Genomic DNA, 17,175 nt, shown 5'->3' with positions numbered 1-17,175 from the left:
ACTAGCGCGGGAACAGGTCCCGGTACTGGCCCTGGGTCTGGACGTTGAGTTCGCGCACGTGCACGAGCTTGCCCGTCGCCGTTCGTGGGTCGCGGATGTCGAGCACGTCGAAACCCTTCGCGATGTCCGAAGAGTAGATGTACCCGTTGTAATAGTAGGTCGACCACGCGCCGCCGCTCTTGCCCTCCGGCAGCGGACCGCGCTCGAACCAGCCGATCTCCTTGGGGTTGCGGGAATCGGTGAAGTCCCACACCGAGATGCCGCCCTGGTACCACGCCTGGACCATGATGTCGCGGCCCTGCACCGGGATCAGCGATCCGTTGTGCGCCACGCAGTTCTCGGTGTCGGCCTGGAGGCGGGAGATCTTGTAGTACGACCGGAACTCCAGCTTGCGGCCGTCGCCGCGGCCGGTGATGTCGTAGATGCCGTCCGCGCCGCGGGTCTTGGGGATGGTGGCGTTGCAGGTCGCCGCGCCGCCGCCGCCCAGCTCGTCGGTGAAGACGACCTTGGTGCCCGCGTTGTTGAACGTCGCCGAGTGCCAGAACGCGAAGTTCACGTCGTCCTGCACGCGGTTGATCTCGCGCGGCTTCTCCCGGTCGGAGATGTCCCACAGCACGCCGTCGCCCATGCAGGCACCGGCCGCGAGGTCCTTGGCCGGGTACACGGTGATGTCGTGGCAGCCGCTCGTCGCGGTGACGTAGCCCTCGGGCACGGTGCCCGGCTTGCCGGGGTTGCCGCCGTCGGGGAACGCGACGTGCTCGCGCAGCAGCGACGCGGCCTGCGGGTTCTTCAGCGGCACCTTGACGATCGAGATCAGGTCGTGCGGCGGCTGGCAGTCCGGGAACGTGGCGTTGGGCGCGTACGAGGAGACGTACAGGTACGCGTTCTTGCCCCGCTTGTCGGGCACCAGCGTGTGGGTGTGCGAGCCGCACTTGGTCTCGACCGAAGCGACGTACTTCGGGTTGCTCTTGTCGCTGATGTCGAAGACCTTGATGCCCTCCCACGCCTCCTTGTTCGTCGCGGGCAGCGGCGTGCTGGAGCACGAGTTGTCGCTGCGCGACGAGTCGGTGGACAGGAACAGCAGATCGCCCAGCACCGAGATGTCGTTCTGCGAACCCGGACACAGGACCGTGCTCGTGACCTTGGGCTTGCGTGGGTTGCGGATGTCGTAGATGACGAAGCCGTCGTAGTTGCCGTCGAACGCGTAGCCGTCCTGGAACGCCAGGTCCGACCAGGTCGAGGCAGCGGTGAACGGCGCCGGCTTCGGCACGTTGGCCAGCAGTTTGAGGTTGCGGCTGTGCCTGATCTCGTCGACACCGGGAATGCCGGTACCCGGCTGCTCCTGGGCCGAGAGCTGGGCCTCGGACAGACCGGCGAGGTCGGTGTCCGCGGGCTCCGCGCCGGCCGGCGGCGTCAGGACCGCGGCGGTGAGCGTCAACGCGAACAGTCCGGCGACCGCGATCCGTCGTCGTCTGGTGGTTTCGGCCTTCATTACAGGTCCCCCTTCCAACCTGATGAGGAAAGGGCAGTATCACGGTTCCCGCGAGGGACGGGCCGGCTCCTTTCGTCGGAATCCGAACCATGGTCCAGTGACTGGACGTCGCCTTTTCGTGTGTTATCGCCGGCGATCGGGTGATGGCAAAGCCCTTGACGGACCTGGTTCCCTCGTAGACGTCGAGTAGGGGAGGGATCGCGGGATGCGGGTCGTGCTGGTCGTCCTGGTGCTGGCGGGGGTGTTGGCCGGCTGCACCGGGTCGGGTGACGAGGACGTGCCGAACGTGATCGTGCCCGGCAAGCCGGGGGAGCAGGCGCGGACGCTCGACCCCGACGACGTGGGCACGGACCGCTGGGTGGCGCCCAACGAGGCCGACCTGCGCTACGTGGCGTCGATGATCGTCCACCACCGGCAGGCGCTCGACATGGCCGCGCTCGCGCCCGACCGCGCGTCCCACGAGACCGTGCGGGGCCTCGCCTCGCGGATCCACGACACCCAGGGCCCGGAGATCGGTGCCATGGAGCAGTGGCAACGCGACTTCGGGCAGAAGGCGCCCGCGCACGGCCACAGCGGGAAGCTGCCGGACGTCGACCACGCCGGCATGCCCGGCATGGCCACCCCGGAGCAGCTCGCCGCCCTGAAATCGGCCAAGGGCACCGACTTCGACCGGCTCTTCCTCCAGCTCATGATCGCCCACCACGAGGGCGCGCTGAAGATGGCGGTCGAGCTGCTGTCCACCGGCTCGGACGTCCGGGTCGAGGAGATGGCCAACGACGTCGTGGCGTCGCAGACCGACGAGATCGGGCGGATGCGCGCGATCACGCTCCCGTGAGCACGAGGTCCTCCGCCGGGGAGAACGTCTCCACCGCGTTGCCCGTCACGTGGCGGGCCACGTTCGCGTTGCGCTTGTGCGCCTCGCGGAACGAGTCCGACGCCACCCACGCGCGGAAGTCCGCCTCGGAGTCGAACTCGTTGATCGACACGTACGGCTGATCCGGCGTGGTCGGCCGCAGCAGGGTGCTGCGGCGCAGGCCCTTCACGCCCGGCAGGTACGTGCGCATGTTGTCGCGGAACCGCTCCTCGAACTCCTCGGCGCGGTCCTCGGGCACGAACAGGCGGTTGGTGGCGACGAACATGGGGACCTCCGAGTTTGCCGACGCTACGTAGGGAAGTATTCCGACGCGCCGTCGGAAACGCAAGCGTCGGCCGGACCGGGGCTACCATCGGGCGGGTGCCCAGGATCTCCGCCGACACCCTCGCCGAACACCGGGCGAACCGGCTGCGGACGCTGCTCGACGCCGGGCGCGCGATCGTGGCCGAAGAGGGCGCCGAGGCGTTGACGCTGGCTGCGCTGGCCCGCCGGGTCGGCCTGTCCCGGCCCTCGCTCTACGAGTACTTCCGGTCGCGCGAGGAACTCGTGGCCGCGATCGTCGGCGACGAACTGCCCGAGTGGGGTCGGCGGCTCGCGGCGGCGGTGCGTGCGGCCGACGACGTGCCCGCGAAGATCGAGGCGTACCTGCGCACCGAGCTGGAGATCATCGCCGACGGCAGCCACAGCGCGGTCGTCGCCCTGTCCGCGCACGCGCTGCCCGAGGCGTCCCGCGACCTGATCCGCACCGAGCACGGCAAGCTGCTCGAACCGCTCGTCGACGTGCTCGCCCAGGCGGACGTGCCCCGGCCCGGCCTGCGCGCGCTGCTCGTGCACGGCGCGGTCGAGGCCGCCGCCCGTACGCTGCGACCGGGCGACGCCGCGCAGTACGAGGAGGTCGTCGCCGCGCTGCTCGACCAGGTCCTGCACGGACTCGGCGGTGGGCGCCCGGATCAACCGATCGGTTGATCGGGGTCTGGTCCACCGTGCGATTCCCGGCGGCGCGCGGCCGTCCAGTCTGGACCCATGGCGATCATCGAGGTTGTCGACCTCGTCAAGAGGTACGGGGCCAAGACCGCCGTGGACGGTGTGTCGTTCACGGTGGACGAAGGCGAGATCTTCGGGATCCTGGGTCCCAACGGCGCGGGCAAGACGACCACGGTCGAGTGCGTCGGCGGCCTGCGCGCGGCCGACTCCGGCACCATCCGGGTCGCCGGGCTCGACCCCCGGCGTGACCGGGTCGAGGTCCGACGGCTGCTCGGCGCCCAGCTCCAGGAGAGCCGGCTGCCCGAGCGGATCAGGGTCGGCGAGGCACTCGCGCTGTACGCGTCGTTCTACCCGGACCCGGTCGACTGGCACGCCCTGCTCGACCGGCTCGGCTTGGCCGACCGGGTCGACGTGGAGTACCGCAAGCTCTCCGGCGGGCAGAAGCAGCGGGTGTCCATCGCGCTCGCGCTCGTCGGCGGACCGCGGGTCGCCGTCCTCGACGAGCTGACCACGGGCCTGGACCCGGCCGCCCGGCGCGAGACCTGGGACCTGGTCGAGCGGGTGCGCGCCTCGGGCGTGACCGTCCTGCTCGTCACGCACTTCATGGAGGAGGCCGAACGCCTCTGCGACCGGATCGCCGTGATCGACCAGGGCCGGGTCGTCGCCGTCGACACCCCGGCGGGCCTGGTGTCGCGGGTGGACGCCCGGCAGCGGGTGCGGTTCCGGCCGGTCGGCGCGTTCGACGCCGACCTGCTGCGGGCACTGCCCGAGGTGACCGATGTCGAGGAGCACGGCGGGCGGGTGGTCGTGACCGGCACCGGCGAACTGCTGCACGCGGTCACGTCCCTGCTGGCCCGCAACCAGGTCGTCGCCGCGGAGCTGCGGGTGGACCAACCCGGCCTCGACGACGCCTTCCTCCACCTCACCGGCCGCGCGTTCTCGGAAGTGACCCCGTGAAGACGATCATCAAGACCGAGTGGACCCTGTTCCTGCGCGAGCCCGCCACGGTGGTGTTCGCGGTCCTGTTCCCCAGCCTGCTGCTGGTGGTGCTGGGCGCGATCCCGGCCTTGCGCCAACCCCAGCCCGACTTCGGGAACCTGCGCTTCATCGACAGCTACGCGGGCTCGCTCGTCGTGATCACGATGGCGTTCCTGGGCCTGAACCGGCTGCCCGCCACCGTCGCCGGCTACCGCGAGAACGGCGTGCTGCGGCGGATGTCCACCACGCCCGTCCACCCCGGACGGCTGCTCGTGGCCCAGCTCGCGGTCAACCTGATCGCCGGCGCCGCCGCGTTCGCGCTCGTGCTCGCGACCGGGCGGCTGGTGTTCGGGATCGAACTGCCGCGCCACCCGGTGAGCTTCGTGCTCGTCCTGCTCGTCGGCCTGCTGACGTTGTCCGCGCTGGGCCTGCTGATCGCGGCGTGGGCGCCCAACGCGCGGGTCGCGGGCGGCCTGGCCACCGTGCTGTTCCTGGTCGTGATGTTCTTCGGCGGCGTGTACCTGCCCCGGTTCATGCTCCCCGAGGTGCTGGTCGTCATCGGCGACCACCTGCCGCCCGCCGTCGGCGCCATCCAGAGCGCGTGGCTGGGCACGGGGCCGAGCCTCGTGCAGACGGGGATCACAGCCGTGATCGGCGTGCTCGCGGGTACCGTCGCGGCACGGTCTTTCCGCTGGGAATAAGGGGATTGCGATGTCGGACTCGCTCGACGCGTGGGAACGGCGGCTCTACGTCTCGGGGCACGCCATCCCCTACGCGGTGTTGGCGATGCCGACGGTCGTGTACCTCGTGCTGACCCAGGACCCGGTGGGGAAGCGCCTGCTGCTCACCGGTGTCGCGATCGCCACCGCGCTGTGGATGCTGTGGTGGTTCACGCTCCACCCGGGGTGGCGTGCGCGGCATGGGCTGATGCGGGTGTTCGTCCTGGGCGTCCTGGTCGCCTACGCCGTGCTGGGCATCAGCGACGAGATGTTCGGGTTCTTCTCCTTCGCGGGCTACATCTACGTCACGGAGGTGTTGCCCGGCCGGGAGAAGGTCGTCGGCATCCTGGTCAACGCGGTGCTCGCGGCGACCTCCCTGTTCGGCGGTCTCCCGGCCCCCGAACCCGGACCGATCGCGTTGTACGCGGCGCTGTGCGTGTTGTTCGCCGCGGTGGCGACGACGTTCTCGTTGCTGGGCTACGTGACGTCGCGGCAATCCCAGCGCCGCAAGGAGATGGTCGCCGAACTGGCCGCCATCGTCGAGGAGAACGCGGGCCTGCACGCCCAACTGCTCGTGCAGGCCAGGGAGGCGGGCGTGCTCGACGAGCGGCAGCGGATGGCGCGCGAGATCCACGACACGCTCGCCCAGGGGTTCGCGGGCATCGTCACCCAGCTCCAGGCGGTCGACTCGCCGTCGCGGCACGTGGAGACGGCGATCGCCCTGGCGCGCGAGAACCTGGCCGAGGCGCGGCGTTCGGTGCACGCCCTGCGCCCGGCGGCGTTGGAGGGATCGGACCTGCCCGGCGCGTTGTCCGACGTGGTGGACGGTTGGGCGGGGCGGACCGGTGTTTCGGCCTCCGTGTCGTGCACCGGGCACGCGCGCGCGTTGCACCCCGAGGTCGAGGTGACGCTGCTGCGCACCGCGCAGGAGGCGTTGTCCAATGTGGCCAAGCATGCCGGTGCGGCGCGGGTCGGGTTGACCCTCTCGTACATGGAGGACGTGGTGACGCTCGACGTCCGTGACGACGGTCGCGGCTTCGACCCGGCGGCCGACGCGGCGGGGTTCGGGTTGGTGGGCATGCGGCAGCGGGCTTCGCGGCTCGCGGGTGCCCTGGTCGTGGAGTCGGAGGCGGGCATGGGCACCGTGGTGTCCGTGTCCGTGCCGGCGATCCCCGCCGAGGTGGTCCGGTGACGGTCGTGGGCGGTCCCGGCTCCGGTCGGTGATCGGGAGCTGTCCGGTGCTCGCGAGCCGGTGATGGTCGTGGGGTGTGCGGTGGGAGTCGATACCCGGCGAGCCGGGGTGGAGCCGGCCGGGCGGTCCTGACGGGAGAGGATGCGACGGTGATCAGAGTCGTGGTCGTGGACGACCACCCGGTGGTGCGGGACGGGTTGCGGGGCATGCTGTCGGCGGCCGACGACATCGAGGTGGTCGGCGAGGCGGCGGACGGCGCGGAGGCGGTGGCCGTCGTCGCGGCCGTGCGGCCGGACGTGGTGCTGATGGACCTGCGAATGCCCGGCGTGGACGGCGTGACCGCGATCGGGCGGCTGCGCGGGGAACCGGCGCGGGTGCTCGTGCTGACCACGTACGACACCGACAGCGACGTGCTGCCCGCGATCAAGGCGGGCGCGACCGGCTACCTGCTCAAGGACACGCCGCGCGACGAGCTGTTCCGGGCGGTGCGGTCGGCCGCGCGCGGCGAGGCGGTGCTGTCGCCGTCCGTGGCCACGCGGCTGGTCGGGCAGGTGCGGTCCCCGGCCGCGGAACCGTTGAGCGACCGGGAGATCGAGGTGCTCGGGCTGATCGCACGCGGGTGTACCAACCGCGAAGCGGCCACCCGGCTGTTCATCAGCGAGGCGACCGTGAAGACGCACCTCGTGCACGTGTACGCCAAGCTCGGCGTGAAGGACCGGGCGTCGGCCGTCGCCGCGGCCTACGAGCGGGGGCTGCTGGGGTCCTGATCGTCGGACCGGTACTGGAAGACGTCGTCCAGGCCGACGCCGAACACCCGGGCGATCTGGAAGGCCATCTCCAGCGAGGGGGAGTAGCGGCCCTGCTCGACGGCGATCACGGTCTGGCGGGTGACGCCGACGCGGCGGGCGAGTTCGGCCTGCGTCATCTCGTCGTGTGCGAACCGCAGCGCGCGGATCGAGTTCGTGACGCGGGTCGGCTTGCCCACCGCTCACAGGCCCTTCCGGTAGGCGGCCGGCTTCACCGCGGCGGCGGTGACGGAGGCCAGGACGAACGAGGTGCGGATGGCGGTCGCGATCCAGAAGTGCGCGGCGTCGAGGAAGGCGAGGGCCAGGTACCCGGCGTACCCGGCGACCGCGGTCACCAGGAAGACCCGGAGACCCTTTTCCTCGTACGGCATGAACCGGCTCCTCTCTCCTGGGCGAAGGTAAAGTGGAGCGGACATCATGTCAATAATGTTCGACACGATCGGGCGCGTGAACTGTCGACACGGTCAGGGTTCGAGCAGTGGTGCGGCCACACGGCCCAGCCGTTCCAGTTCGGTCGCGCCCTTCTCCTCCGAGGTGGTGTAGAGGGTGAGGGAGACCAACAGGTCCGCGCGGACCAGCAGCAGCGTGCACATGATCCAGGGGTCCCGGTCGTAGCAGACCGCGAACTGCGCGTCGGCGCCCAGCGACGGGAGCTTCACCTCGTCGAGGACGGTGTAGGTCAGCTCGGCGAACCGGAACGTGCCGCACTTCAGCGTCGCGCGAGCGTCCTCGATCGTCTCGACGCCCGCGCCCGGTCGGCGGTAGGGGACGATGTGCTGGGCCAGGGTGCCTTCCGCGCGGGTCCAGCGGTGCAGCGTCCACGCGGTGGATTGCGCGCCTTCCGTCGACAAGGGGACCGGGCACGGCACGATCGCGTACCCGCCGCCGCCCTCGAACGGGACCTCCTCCGGCTGCCACCCCTCGCCGAGCATGTCCGCGTCGGGCAGGCGGGCGGCGCGCACCCGTTTCTCGGTGGTGGCCAGGTCGAAGGTCGGTGTGGGCGTGGGCAGGGGGCCGGGCCTGGCCGTGCCGGGGAGGGCGGTCGTGCAGCCCGTGAGGAGCAGGGCCGCGAGCAGGAGCCCGGCTCGTCGCATGGGTTCGGACCCTAGCACCGGGTTCTTCAGTACTCGATGCGGTTCTCCTTGTGCAGCCAGGCTTGGAACGGTGCCTTGTCGTCGGTGGTGGGGTGGCGGCGTACGGACAGCGGCCAGGTTTCGCGGGGGCGGGTGAACAGGGTGTGGAAGGCGCGGTCGTCGAACCCGGCTTCGGCGGCGTCGTTCCGGTCGGCCGCGTACAGGACTTCGTCGACGCGGGCCCACAGGGCGGCGGACAGGCAGAGGGGGCAGGGTTCGCAGGAGGAGATCAGGGTGCAGCCGGTGAGGCGGAAGTCGTCGACGGCTTGGCAGGCCGCGCGGATCGCCACCACTTCGGCGTGGGCGGTGGGGTCCAGGGTGGCGGTGACCTGGTTCGTGCCGGTGGCGAGGAGGTCGTCGTCGCGGATGATCAGGGCGGCGAAGGGGCCGCCTCCCCGGGCTACGTTGCGTTCTGCCAGGGCTACTGCTTCTTTCACCCATTTGTCCATGTCGTCCATCCTGCTCGGGTCGCGAGTCCTCCGCTCGGGCTTCGACGCGCGAGTTATACGTTCAGGCACGGCGAGTTGTGCGTTCGGACACCGTGAAATGTGCGTTCGGGCACCGGGGACATGCTCTGCGGGTCACGTGGGGATGGTGACCTCGTCGCCGTGGTCGTGGGCCCACTCGCCGAACGCGGCGATCGGGGGCAGGAGGGTGGTGCCCAGGGCGGTCAGGGTGTACTCCACGCGGTCGGGGTGGGGGGTTCTGGTCACCAGGCCGTGGTTTTCCAGGCGGCGCAGTGTTTCGGTCAGGACCTTGGGGCGGATGCCGCCTATGTGGCGGCGTAGTGCCGACGGGCGGTGGGGGCCGGTGCGCAGTGCCCACAGCACTACGGGGTTCCAGGTGTTCGACATCAGGTCGAACGCCAGGCGTGCGCGGCAGTCCGCCAAGTAGTCCATCGTTCCCTCCGCTGTGGACACCGTTTGGTGTCCGCGTCGGTCGTCACCATCGTGCCAAGCGAATCACGGAAGGTGGTTGTCGTGCGGATCGGTGTGCTGGGCACGGGTGGTGTGGCGGCGGCGTTGGGGGCACGTTGGGTCGCGGCCGGTCACGAGGTGGTGATCGGGGGGAGGTCCGTGGAGCGGGCGCGGGCCCTCGCGGTTCGGCTCGGAGCGTCGGCGGGTGGGTCGTTGGCCGACGCCCGGTCGCATGGTGACGTTCTGCTTGTCGCGGTGCCTGCCGCTGTCGCCGTCGAGGTGTTGGGGCACGTGCCCGGACGGGTGGTCGTCGACTGCACCAACTCGGTGGTGCCGGGGCGGTTCGTGCTCGACCGGGTCGGGCAGGCGCGGTCGCTGGGTGCCTCCGGCGGGGACGTGGTCAAGGCGTTCAACCTGCATCACGTGAGTACGTGGGACATTCCCGCGCCGGTCTACGGCGGGGTGCCGCTCGGGGTGCCGATCTGTGGCGACTCGTCGCGTGCGCTCGATCTGGTCGCCGAGCTGGTCCGTGCGGTCGGGTGTGTTCCGGTGCTCGCCGGAGGGCTCGAGCGGGCGGAGTTGTTGGAGGCCACGGCGGCGTTCGCGATCGGGTTGTGGTTCGGCGGGCACGATGTGCGGGCGTTGTTCCCGACTTCCTAGGCGATACGACGAGGTGCCCCCTTCCGGCGGAAGGGGGCACCTCGGTCGGCTGTGGGCTAGCGGCCCTGGAGGGACTTCACGTTGTTGCCGAACGAGAAGCTGCGCGAGCCGTCCCAGTTGATCGACCACGTCATCAGGCCCTTGAGGCCCGGGATCGACCGGTAGGCCTGGCCCACCAGCGACGTCGACATGTGGCCGCCGCCGGCGCCCGGCTGCGCGGGCAGGCCCGGCACCTGCTTGTCGTAGGGCAGCTGGATGGTGGTGCCCTGGATGTTCAGGCCCTTGTTCAGGCACTCGGTCTGCTTGGTGAAGCCCTGCACGGTGCCCGCCTGGTACGAGTCGCCCGAGCAGCCGTACATGCTGCCGTTGTAGTACTGCATGTTCAGCCACCACAGGCGGCCGTTGTCGGCGTACTTCTTGATGATCGGCAGGTACGCGCCCCAGATCGAGCCGTACACCACGCTGCCGCCGGTCACATAGGCCGTTTCAGGGGCCATGGTGAGGCCGAAGCCGGCGGGCATCTGGGCGAGCACGCCGTCGATGATCCGGATCAGGTTGCTCTGCGACGCCGACAGCGTCTTGATGTTGCCGGTACCGGTCAGGCCGGTCTCGATGTCGATGTCGATGCCGTCGAAGTTGTACTTCTTCAGAATCGGCACGACCGTGGCGACGAACTTGTCCGCCACCGCCGACGAGTTCAGGTCGATGCCCGCCGCCGCACCGCCGATCGACATCAGGATCGTCGCGCCCTGCTCCTTCGCCGCGCACATCTGGGCAGGGGTGGACACCTTCACCGTGTTGTCCATGCCGTCTTCCCACAGCACGGTGCCGTCGTTGCGGATGACCGGGAACGCCGCGTTGATCACGTTGTAGCCGGCCCGCGCGATGCGCGCGTCGTCGATCGGCACCCAGCCGAACGGCGGGTGCACGCCGTTGACCGCGCCGTCCCAGTTCTCCCAGTACCCCTGGAGCACCTTGCCCGCCGGCCTCGGCTTGAGCGCGCAGGTGTCCGCCGCCGACGCCGTGCCGGTCGGCGTCACCGCGAACGCGACCGCCAGACACACGGCCGTGAGCCGTGCCGTGAAACCCTTCATCACCAGACTCCTCCTGCGCGGGCACGGGTGCCCGCGGGTGTAGATGGACGGTGGTGAGGTCCGACCGGCGGACGGCGGTCGCCGGATACAGCCACCCGGACGGCGGTCGAGGGCAGCCGCGAACCTCGGAGCCTGGCCCCCAACGGTCATGCCGCCGGCTGCGCCCGCCAGGTGTGATCCGTCCCCATGGAATCAGCCGACGGTCAGCACGGGCAACCCGACGATCGGAGGATCACCGGGCACCCCACGTCCGTTGCGGGCGTGTTTCCGGTTGGTGTCGAGGTGCCCGTTGACCAGGCAGGACAAGGGTTTCCGCGCGGCCCCTCCGGTCGTCGGTCGGCGCCGCCGGGAACTGTGAACGTCAACGAGAGGCCATGCCCACGACGGTGGCCGGACCGTCGCCGGACACCCGGGCCAGCACCACCGCGCCCGACGCGGGCACCAACGCGATCCGCGAACCCGGCGACGCGGGCAGGTCGATCGTCGACACCGCCGCCGGCGTGCCCGTGAAGTCCTGCACCGACAGCGACACCCGGTCTCCGCCGTCGCACACGTAGAGGTAGGTCGACGCCGTGGTGGCCGCTTTGTCGTCCTTCTCGCACGCGGCGTGCGTCAACGGCGTCAGCGTGCCCTTGCGCGGGTCGAGCACGGACTCGTGGTCGCTGCGCTCGACCACCGGCGTCGGGCCGAGGTCCAGGCGCACCCACCAGCCCTGCTCGGGATGGTCGGGGTAGCGGACACCGGTCGCGCTGTCGAACAGACCGGACAGCGCCGCGCCCGGCACCGCGCGTCCGGTGGTGATCGACAACGACAGCAGGGCGCCGTCGCGGGCACCGCGCGGCAACAGGGTCTGGGCCTGGCCGTCCGGCGGGCGCGTGGTGACGACGTGCATCCAGCGCTGCCGGCCGTCGACCTCGTCCAGGGCCATGATCCCGACGCGCTCCGGGCATTCCAGCGGTGCCACCACGATGTCCCTGCCGCGTGCGGGCAGGGCGTAAGGCGACGTGCAGCCCGTCGGGGCGTGCCAACGCCAGCGCTCGCCGCCGGTCTCCAGGTCGTAGGCGACGATCGTGTGGTCGTCCGTGCCTTCGCGCAACGCCATGGTCGCCTTGCCCGGCACGATCTCGCCCGCGCTCACCAGCACACCGGACACCACCCGTTCGAACCGGGGGCGACCGGACTGGGCGTCGAGCACCACCACGAGGTTCGACGTGGTGTCGGCGGGGGAGCCGAACGCGACGACCACCGCGCGTTCGTCGGCGGAGGCGGTGAGGTCGAGGACGTGGCCGCCGGATCTGGCGTACCGCCACCGGACCCGGCCGTCGACGCCGTCGAGTCCGACCACCTCCCCCTCGACCGTGGCGACCGCGACCCCGCGTCCGGCCGCGACGACGTAGGAGATCGGGTCCGACGACTCCCACGCCCACCGGCGCGTGACGGGCCGTTCGACGACCGGCGCCACCGCGCCGCCCTCGCCCGCGGTCTCCGAGTGCACGACGGCGACCCGCGTCACCGCCGGCACCGCGATCGCGAGTCCGACGATCGCCACCGCGGCCACGAGTCGCACCCGGTCGCGGGCCGCGATCGCGATCGCCACCCCGAGCCCGGCCGCGGCGAGCACGGACAGCCGGGGCGCGGGCAGTCCGTCCGCGACGTCGAGTCGCAGGCAGACGGCCGCGACCGCCGTGCCGACCAGGGCGCAGGGAATCCGCGCCCAGGGCGTGCGGCTCAGCGAGACGCCGGCGGCGAGGACCACGATCACCGCGAGCCCGACGACCGGCAGGTCCAGGGCGTCGGGACGGGCGGCACCGCCGGGCAGGAACGGGGCGACCGCGGCACAGGCGGCGGCGATCAGGGTCGGGACACGCGGCATCGGTGGTCCACCTCCGGATGGTCCGACGGGAACCACGTCCCCGTCGGTTCCGAATGATCGCGGGTACGACGATCATCGGAACCGGCAAGGGGGGTTTGGCGGGACTTGGCCGCGCTATTGCGGAAAGCGGGGCGTGTTTGTTCCGTACGAGCGGGAAGTCGACCGGCGCGTGCCCCAGTGCCAGGAGGACCCGCGGCCGGCGATATCGAATGCGGGTTGACCGTTCCGTTTAGGCGAATGCGGCCGAGTCTTACTTCAGTCCCCGGTCGTCCGCGTCGCTGAGCTTCTTGTACACGACATCGAGGTCGGCGGCCGACAGTTCCGGTGCGTCGGACGTGGACGTCCACGTGTGTGCGGGCACGAGATAGCCGGAATAGGGGAACCCCTCGGGTCCCGGCTTCGTCGTGGCGGCGGCTCCGAACAGTCTGGCGAAGAGGCGGGCGAGGACCATGGGCGACTCTCCCGGCGCGTTGTTGAACATGTCGGTGCCCTTTCAGGATATCACGGTGCGGTGTGCTCGGGAAGCTATCGGTCCGCTTTCGTCAAAAGATGAGAGTATTCCCACGTACGGATGAAACACTGATAGACGATGAGAATCGCATTGATCAGCGCCAGGCCCACGACGACCGCCCAGCCCACTTCGGTGACGCCCAGGAGCGAGTGGCCTTCGGGCAGGCGGTCCCAGCGTGATTCCAGGCTTTTGTGCATCATGAACAACCAGCAGCCCGCGATCGACAGTGCCGCGGTGACCGCCAGGGAAAGCCGGGCGGGCAGCGTGCCTTCCAGCAGCTTGCGGGCCGGCGAGTCGAAACCGAGCCAGGTGGCGGCCAGGGCGGGGAACGCCAGCAGGAACGTGGGCGCGTCGGTGCCGGGCGCGTTCGCCGTCGTCGACCGCGAGGTCACGTAGCCGATCAGCCACAGGATCAGGAACGCGGCGACGCCGGTGATCGACGCGCGCAGGATCGAGCCGGGCGGGACCTCCTGGAAATCGAGGACGACGTGCGGGTTGTCCTCCCGGAATTCGGGCATGTAGCGCGCGTGGAAATGCGCGTGCGGTTGTCCCAGGCGGCGGCGGAACCGGCAATGCGGCGGGGTCGGCGCGGAGTAGGCCGCGCGCTTGAGGATGCCGTCGAGGCCGACCACCTGTTGACGGGCCAGGTAGAGGTCGTCGGGCGCGTGGACGTGCAGGTGGTAGCTCGTGCAGGTGGCCGCGTTCGCGATGTCGATGTTCAGGGTCACCGGCCGGGCGCCGATCAGGACCCGGAGGTAGCCCAGCGGCGACATCCGGCGAGGCGAGTCGGGCCGGGTGAACTTGACCGGCGGGGTCAGGGTGAGCCGGAAGCCGAAGGTGTGCTCGGGGACCAGGGGCACCTGGACGACGATCGCGTAGTTGCTCGTCAACTGCCGGGCGAGCAGGGCGGCCATGGCGCGGACCTGGGGGTGTTTCGTGGGGAGTTGTTCGATCGCCTTGGCGCCGCTGAGGTCGACGGCGACCGGCTTGCGGGTGTCGGCACGACTCAGGATGCCGTGGAGCGCGAGGAGTTCCGCGTTCTTCCCCGCGTCGGACAGCTTGCCGCTGAAGGTCTTGTCCTCGGTCACCAGCAGCAGGATGTGCAGCACCTCGGCGACGAGGTCGAGGTAGCTGTCGTAGGTCAGGCATGTGGTGTCGTCGCCGGGTCCGCCGACGTGGAAGTCGTCGAGCAGGTCGCCCTTCTTGTTCACGATGATCGGGACGGCGATCCGGGAGTTCCCCAACCACTCGGCCGGCAGTTTGAGGTCCACCGTGACGGCTTTGTGCAACGTCCGGCGGTTCGGCGTGTACTCTTCGACGATATTTCTGCGGAACTGTTCCGGGCGGGCGATCGCGGCGGCGAACACCATCGCCTCCTGGCGGGTGATCGTCGCGGTCTGCGCCGTCACCCTTTCCTGGAGTTCGACCGCGTTGTCGGCCGGTACCGGGTGGAATTGGAAAGGGTTCTTCGGCTTCTCTTTGAACGGGCGGACGTGGGCGAAGACGGTGTTGAGGATGATCGCGCCCGCCAGCGCCAGGGCCCACAGGGCGGCGCCCTGCCAGCCCGCTCCTTTCGCGTGGTACACCGTCGACACCTGAATCGCGGTCCAGACCACGAGCGGTGGCACGGCGATGGCGGTGGCGAATCTCCAGAACTTCTGCACTCGCTTACCTCGGCTCGACGAGATCACTTGTGTGATTCGTCGAGCCGAGGGCACTGGTTGTTAGCGAGGGAGGACGGGGATCACCCGTCCGGTTGACGATCGGTGCACCCTTCCGGCGGTGGTGTCACTTTTGCGGATTAATTGATTGCCTATGCACCTCTTATTCGTGGTGGAATGAAATCAGCCGGTGGTGGTCTCGGTGACGCGGACGGCCGTCGTGGTGTCGTCCTCGGTCCGGGCGATGATCGAGACCGTGTCGCCGGTCGCCAGGTCCGCCGCCGTGGTGGTCTCGCGGCCGGCCGCGAAGACCGTGTCGGCGTCGATCACGTAGGTCCGCGTGTAGCCGTCGGTGCTCTCGGCGGTCAGCGACGTGTCGGTGACTTCGGTGATCTTGCCGGTCTGGAGGACGCCGTGGGTCACGTCCTCGGGCAGGCCGCCACCCATGCCCCCGCCCATGCCCCCGCCCATGCCCCCGCCCATGCCCCCGCCCGTCCCGTCGGCGGGCGCCTGGCCGTTGCCGAAGTTGCCCGGTGCCTGTCCTACCTGCGACGACGACGCCGACTGGCCGCTGACCGCGTACACGATCCCGCCTCCGGCGGCGACGGCGAGCGCCACGGCCGCCGCGACGAGCCCGGTGCGCAGGCGGGACGCCTTGGGCTTGGGGGTGGCGGGCGGCGGGGTCGTGGGGGCGGTGAACTGCTCGGTCGTCGTCATCGTCGGCTCCAGGGTCGGGGCTTGGTGAGGACGACGTTCCGGTCCGGGGCTGTGCTGCCGCTGTGCGTGCCATGGGGTGTTGCTGTGGCTCCCGACTGAGCCATCGTGGTGCCAAAGTGAGCCAAACTGGTTGCCGGTGGTGCCACGGAGATGCCATAGTTCCCCCATGGACTTGACGCCGTTCGTCGACAACCTGCGCAACCACCTCGCCGCCACCGCCGACGCGGCCGGCGAGGAGTCGCGTGCCGTGACCGAACGGATCACGTCCACCCTCGAGTCCGCGCTGCGGCTGATGTTGCTCGACGCCCTGTCCGCCGCCGCCGAGGAGATCACCCGCGACCTCGCGCCCGGCTCCGTCGACGTGCGCCTGCGCGGACGCGAACTCGGGTTCCACGTCGACCTCCCGCCGCGCCCGGAAGCCGAGCCCGTACCCGCGGCACCCGAGCCCGTCGACGACGACGGCACCACGACCACCCGCATCAACCTGCGCCTGTCCGAACAGCTCAAGGCCCGCATCGAGGAGGCCGCGTCCCGGGAGCGGATGTCGGTCAACGCCTGGATCGTGCGGGCCGCCGCGACCACGCTCGCCGCGGGCGAACGCGCCCGGGTCGACCAACGCTCCGGCGACCGCGGCCGGTTCACCGGCTGGGTTCGCTGACCGGCGCAAACGTCCGCCAGACACCGTTCGAGGGGACAGCCATGCCCATTTTCGACTCGCCCGACCCGATCTCCGTGAACCTGGAGCTGGTGCAGGCGGACATCCGGCTCGTCGCGTCCGACCGCGTCGACACCCTGGTCGAGGTCCGCCCGTTCGACCCCGACCTGGCCCTCGACGTCACCGCCGCCGAGCAGACCCGCGTCGAGTTCACCGGCGGCACGCTCACCGTGCGCTCGGCGCGCACGTGGACCTTCGTGTCCCGCGTCGGCACCATCGAGGTCACCCTGGAGGTGCCGACCGGCTCACGGGTGCAGGCCACCGGAGCCGTGTGCGAGTTCCGCTCCGGCGGCCGGCTCGGCGAGTGCCGGATCAAGGCCGCGTCCGGCGCCATCTCCGTCGAGGACACCGGACCGCTGACCGCGGTCTCGGCGAACGGCGCGGTCTCGGCCGGGTTCGTCGACGGCGACCTGCACGTGGACGCCGGCTCCGGCGACGTCCGGGTGCGCCGGGCCGGCGGCGAGGTCCGGATCAAGGCCGGCAACGGCGACGTCTCGCTCGGCGAGGCCGAACGGGACGTGCGGGTGCGGTCGTCCAACGGCGACGTCTTCGTCGACCGCGCGCACGCCGGCGTCGACGCCAAGACCTCGAACGGCGACGTCCGCATCGCCGAGGTGATCCGCGGCGACGTCGTCGTGGAGACGGCGTCGGGCGAACTCGAGGTCGGCTTCCGCGACGGCACGGCCGCGTGGCTCGACCTGCACACCTACTCGGGACGGGTGCGCAACACGCTCACCGACACCGAAGGCCCGACCGGGACCGACGAGAAGGCCCGGGTCCGGGCCCGCACCTACTCCGGCGACATCGTGATCCGCCGGTCCTGGCTCTAGGTCGTGTTCCGGCATTCGG

The 17,175-nt window shown here is 70.5% G+C and carries 21 protein-coding genes; 9 read left to right on the top strand and 12 right to left on the bottom strand.

The annotated features are described in order from the left end of the window. Position 1: 1 nt before the first annotated feature. Positions 2 to 1,492: an LVIVD repeat-containing protein gene (locus tag F4559_RS20010; RefSeq protein ID WP_184670877.1), complete on the bottom strand. Its 1,491-nt coding sequence runs from the start codon at positions 1,490 to 1,492 to the stop codon at positions 2 to 4. Between the two features lie 205 nt (positions 1,493 to 1,697). Between F4559_RS20010 and F4559_RS20005 the strand changes: the two genes are divergently transcribed. Continuing rightward, positions 1,698 to 2,327 carry a DUF305 domain-containing protein gene (locus tag F4559_RS20005; RefSeq protein ID WP_184670875.1) on the top strand — a complete coding sequence of 210 codons (630 nt, stop codon included), beginning with the start codon at positions 1,698 to 1,700 and terminating at the stop codon, positions 2,325 to 2,327. Here F4559_RS20005 and F4559_RS20000 read toward each other — a convergent pair. Further along, positions 2,314 to 2,631 (bottom strand): antibiotic biosynthesis monooxygenase family protein, encoded by a 318-nt coding sequence (locus F4559_RS20000; RefSeq protein WP_184670873.1) that lies wholly within the window; start codon positions 2,629 to 2,631, stop codon positions 2,314 to 2,316. The genes F4559_RS20005 and F4559_RS20000 overlap by 14 nt on opposite strands. Positions 2,632 to 2,726: 95 nt before the next feature. On the opposite strand from F4559_RS20000, the gene F4559_RS19995 reads away from it, so the two are divergent. From F4559_RS19995 to F4559_RS19975, 5 genes are all read left to right on the top strand, one after another. Then, positions 2,727 to 3,332, top strand: a complete 606-nt coding sequence (locus F4559_RS19995; protein WP_184670871.1) for a TetR/AcrR family transcriptional regulator — start codon at positions 2,727 to 2,729, stop codon at positions 3,330 to 3,332. Positions 3,333 to 3,389: 57 nt separating this feature from the next. Next, positions 3,390 to 4,307, top strand: coding sequence for an ABC transporter ATP-binding protein (locus tag F4559_RS19990; RefSeq protein ID WP_184670869.1), 918 nt, complete (start codon positions 3,390 to 3,392; stop codon positions 4,305 to 4,307). Then, positions 4,304 to 5,029 carry an ABC transporter permease gene (locus F4559_RS19985; RefSeq protein ID WP_184670866.1) on the top strand — a complete coding sequence of 242 codons (726 nt, stop codon included), beginning with the start codon at positions 4,304 to 4,306 and terminating at the stop codon, positions 5,027 to 5,029. The genes F4559_RS19990 and F4559_RS19985 overlap by 4 nt, the downstream gene beginning before the upstream one ends. Before the next feature lie 10 nt (positions 5,030 to 5,039). Further along, entirely contained in the window at positions 5,040 to 6,239 is a 1,200-nt protein-coding gene (locus tag F4559_RS19980; RefSeq protein ID WP_184670864.1) for a sensor histidine kinase, read from the top strand. A 149-nt stretch (positions 6,240 to 6,388) separates the two neighbouring features. Then, entirely contained in the window at positions 6,389 to 7,006 is a 618-nt protein-coding gene (locus tag F4559_RS19975) for a response regulator (RefSeq protein ID WP_184670862.1), read from the top strand. Here F4559_RS19975 and F4559_RS19970 read toward each other — a convergent pair. The 5 genes from F4559_RS19970 to F4559_RS19950 form a co-directional block, all read right to left on the bottom strand. Continuing rightward, positions 6,979 to 7,224 carry a helix-turn-helix transcriptional regulator gene (locus F4559_RS19970; protein WP_184670860.1) on the bottom strand — a complete coding sequence of 82 codons (246 nt, stop codon included), beginning with the start codon at positions 7,222 to 7,224 and terminating at the stop codon, positions 6,979 to 6,981. The two genes, F4559_RS19975 and F4559_RS19970, sit on opposite strands and share 28 nt — an antisense overlap. Before the next feature lie 3 nt (positions 7,225 to 7,227). After that, positions 7,228 to 7,416 (bottom strand): hypothetical protein, encoded by a 189-nt coding sequence (locus tag F4559_RS19965; RefSeq protein ID WP_184670858.1) that lies wholly within the window; start codon positions 7,414 to 7,416, stop codon positions 7,228 to 7,230. Between the two features lie 93 nt (positions 7,417 to 7,509). After that, a complete protein-coding gene (locus tag F4559_RS19960) occupies positions 7,510 to 8,139 on the bottom strand; it encodes a hypothetical protein (protein WP_184670856.1) in 630 nt (209 codons plus the stop codon). 26 nt (positions 8,140 to 8,165) lie between these two features. Continuing rightward, complete coding sequence (locus tag F4559_RS19955; protein ID WP_184670853.1) at positions 8,166 to 8,636, bottom strand: nucleoside deaminase; 471 nt, start codon at positions 8,634 to 8,636, stop codon at positions 8,166 to 8,168. A gap of 123 nt (positions 8,637 to 8,759) precedes the next feature. Continuing rightward, positions 8,760 to 9,077: a winged helix-turn-helix transcriptional regulator gene (locus tag F4559_RS19950; protein ID WP_184670851.1), complete on the bottom strand. Its 318-nt coding sequence runs from the start codon at positions 9,075 to 9,077 to the stop codon at positions 8,760 to 8,762. 81 nt (positions 9,078 to 9,158) lie between these two features. Here F4559_RS19950 and F4559_RS19945 point away from each other — a divergent pair, with 81 nt between their 5' ends. Continuing rightward, positions 9,159 to 9,755, top strand: a complete 597-nt coding sequence (locus F4559_RS19945; protein ID WP_184670849.1) for an NADPH-dependent F420 reductase — start codon at positions 9,159 to 9,161, stop codon at positions 9,753 to 9,755. A 56-nt stretch (positions 9,756 to 9,811) separates the two neighbouring features. On the opposite strand, the gene F4559_RS19940 is transcribed toward F4559_RS19945, so the two are convergent. The 5 genes from F4559_RS19940 to F4559_RS19920 form a co-directional block, all read right to left on the bottom strand. Beyond that, on the bottom strand, positions 9,812 to 10,849 hold the full coding sequence (locus tag F4559_RS19940) for a chitinase (RefSeq protein ID WP_184670847.1): 1,038 nt from the start codon (positions 10,847 to 10,849) through the stop codon (positions 9,812 to 9,814). Between the two features lie 361 nt (positions 10,850 to 11,210). Further along, a complete protein-coding gene (locus F4559_RS19935) occupies positions 11,211 to 12,722 on the bottom strand; it encodes an outer membrane protein assembly factor BamB family protein (RefSeq protein ID WP_184670845.1) in 1,512 nt (503 codons plus the stop codon). Between the two features lie 250 nt (positions 12,723 to 12,972). Beyond that, a complete protein-coding gene (locus F4559_RS19930; RefSeq protein ID WP_184670843.1) occupies positions 12,973 to 13,203 on the bottom strand; it encodes a hypothetical protein in 231 nt (76 codons plus the stop codon). A gap of 44 nt (positions 13,204 to 13,247) precedes the next feature. Further along, positions 13,248 to 14,897 (bottom strand): hypothetical protein, encoded by a 1,650-nt coding sequence (locus F4559_RS19925; RefSeq protein ID WP_184670841.1) that lies wholly within the window; start codon positions 14,895 to 14,897, stop codon positions 13,248 to 13,250. Between the two features lie 180 nt (positions 14,898 to 15,077). After that, complete coding sequence (locus F4559_RS19920) at positions 15,078 to 15,611, bottom strand: hypothetical protein (protein ID WP_184670839.1); 534 nt, start codon at positions 15,609 to 15,611, stop codon at positions 15,078 to 15,080. Between the two features lie 166 nt (positions 15,612 to 15,777). Between F4559_RS19920 and F4559_RS19915 the strand changes: the two genes are divergently transcribed. Beyond that, the gene (locus F4559_RS19915) at positions 15,778 to 16,269 is read left to right on the top strand and encodes a toxin-antitoxin system HicB family antitoxin (RefSeq protein ID WP_184670836.1); all 492 of its coding nucleotides are present in this window, start codon (positions 15,778 to 15,780) and stop codon (positions 16,267 to 16,269) included. Positions 16,270 to 16,310: 41 nt separating this feature from the next. Continuing rightward, the gene (locus F4559_RS19910) at positions 16,311 to 17,156 is read left to right on the top strand and encodes a DUF4097 family beta strand repeat-containing protein (protein WP_184670834.1); all 846 of its coding nucleotides are present in this window, start codon (positions 16,311 to 16,313) and stop codon (positions 17,154 to 17,156) included. The last annotated feature ends 19 nt before the right edge of the window (positions 17,157 to 17,175 follow it).

It is taken from the genome of Saccharothrix violaceirubra (genome assembly GCF_014203755.1).
Lineage (GTDB): Bacteria > Actinomycetota > Actinomycetes > Mycobacteriales > Pseudonocardiaceae > Actinosynnema > Actinosynnema violaceirubrum.
Note: the sequence above shows the minus strand (reverse complement) of the source record. Positions and strands in the feature narration are given on the sequence as shown.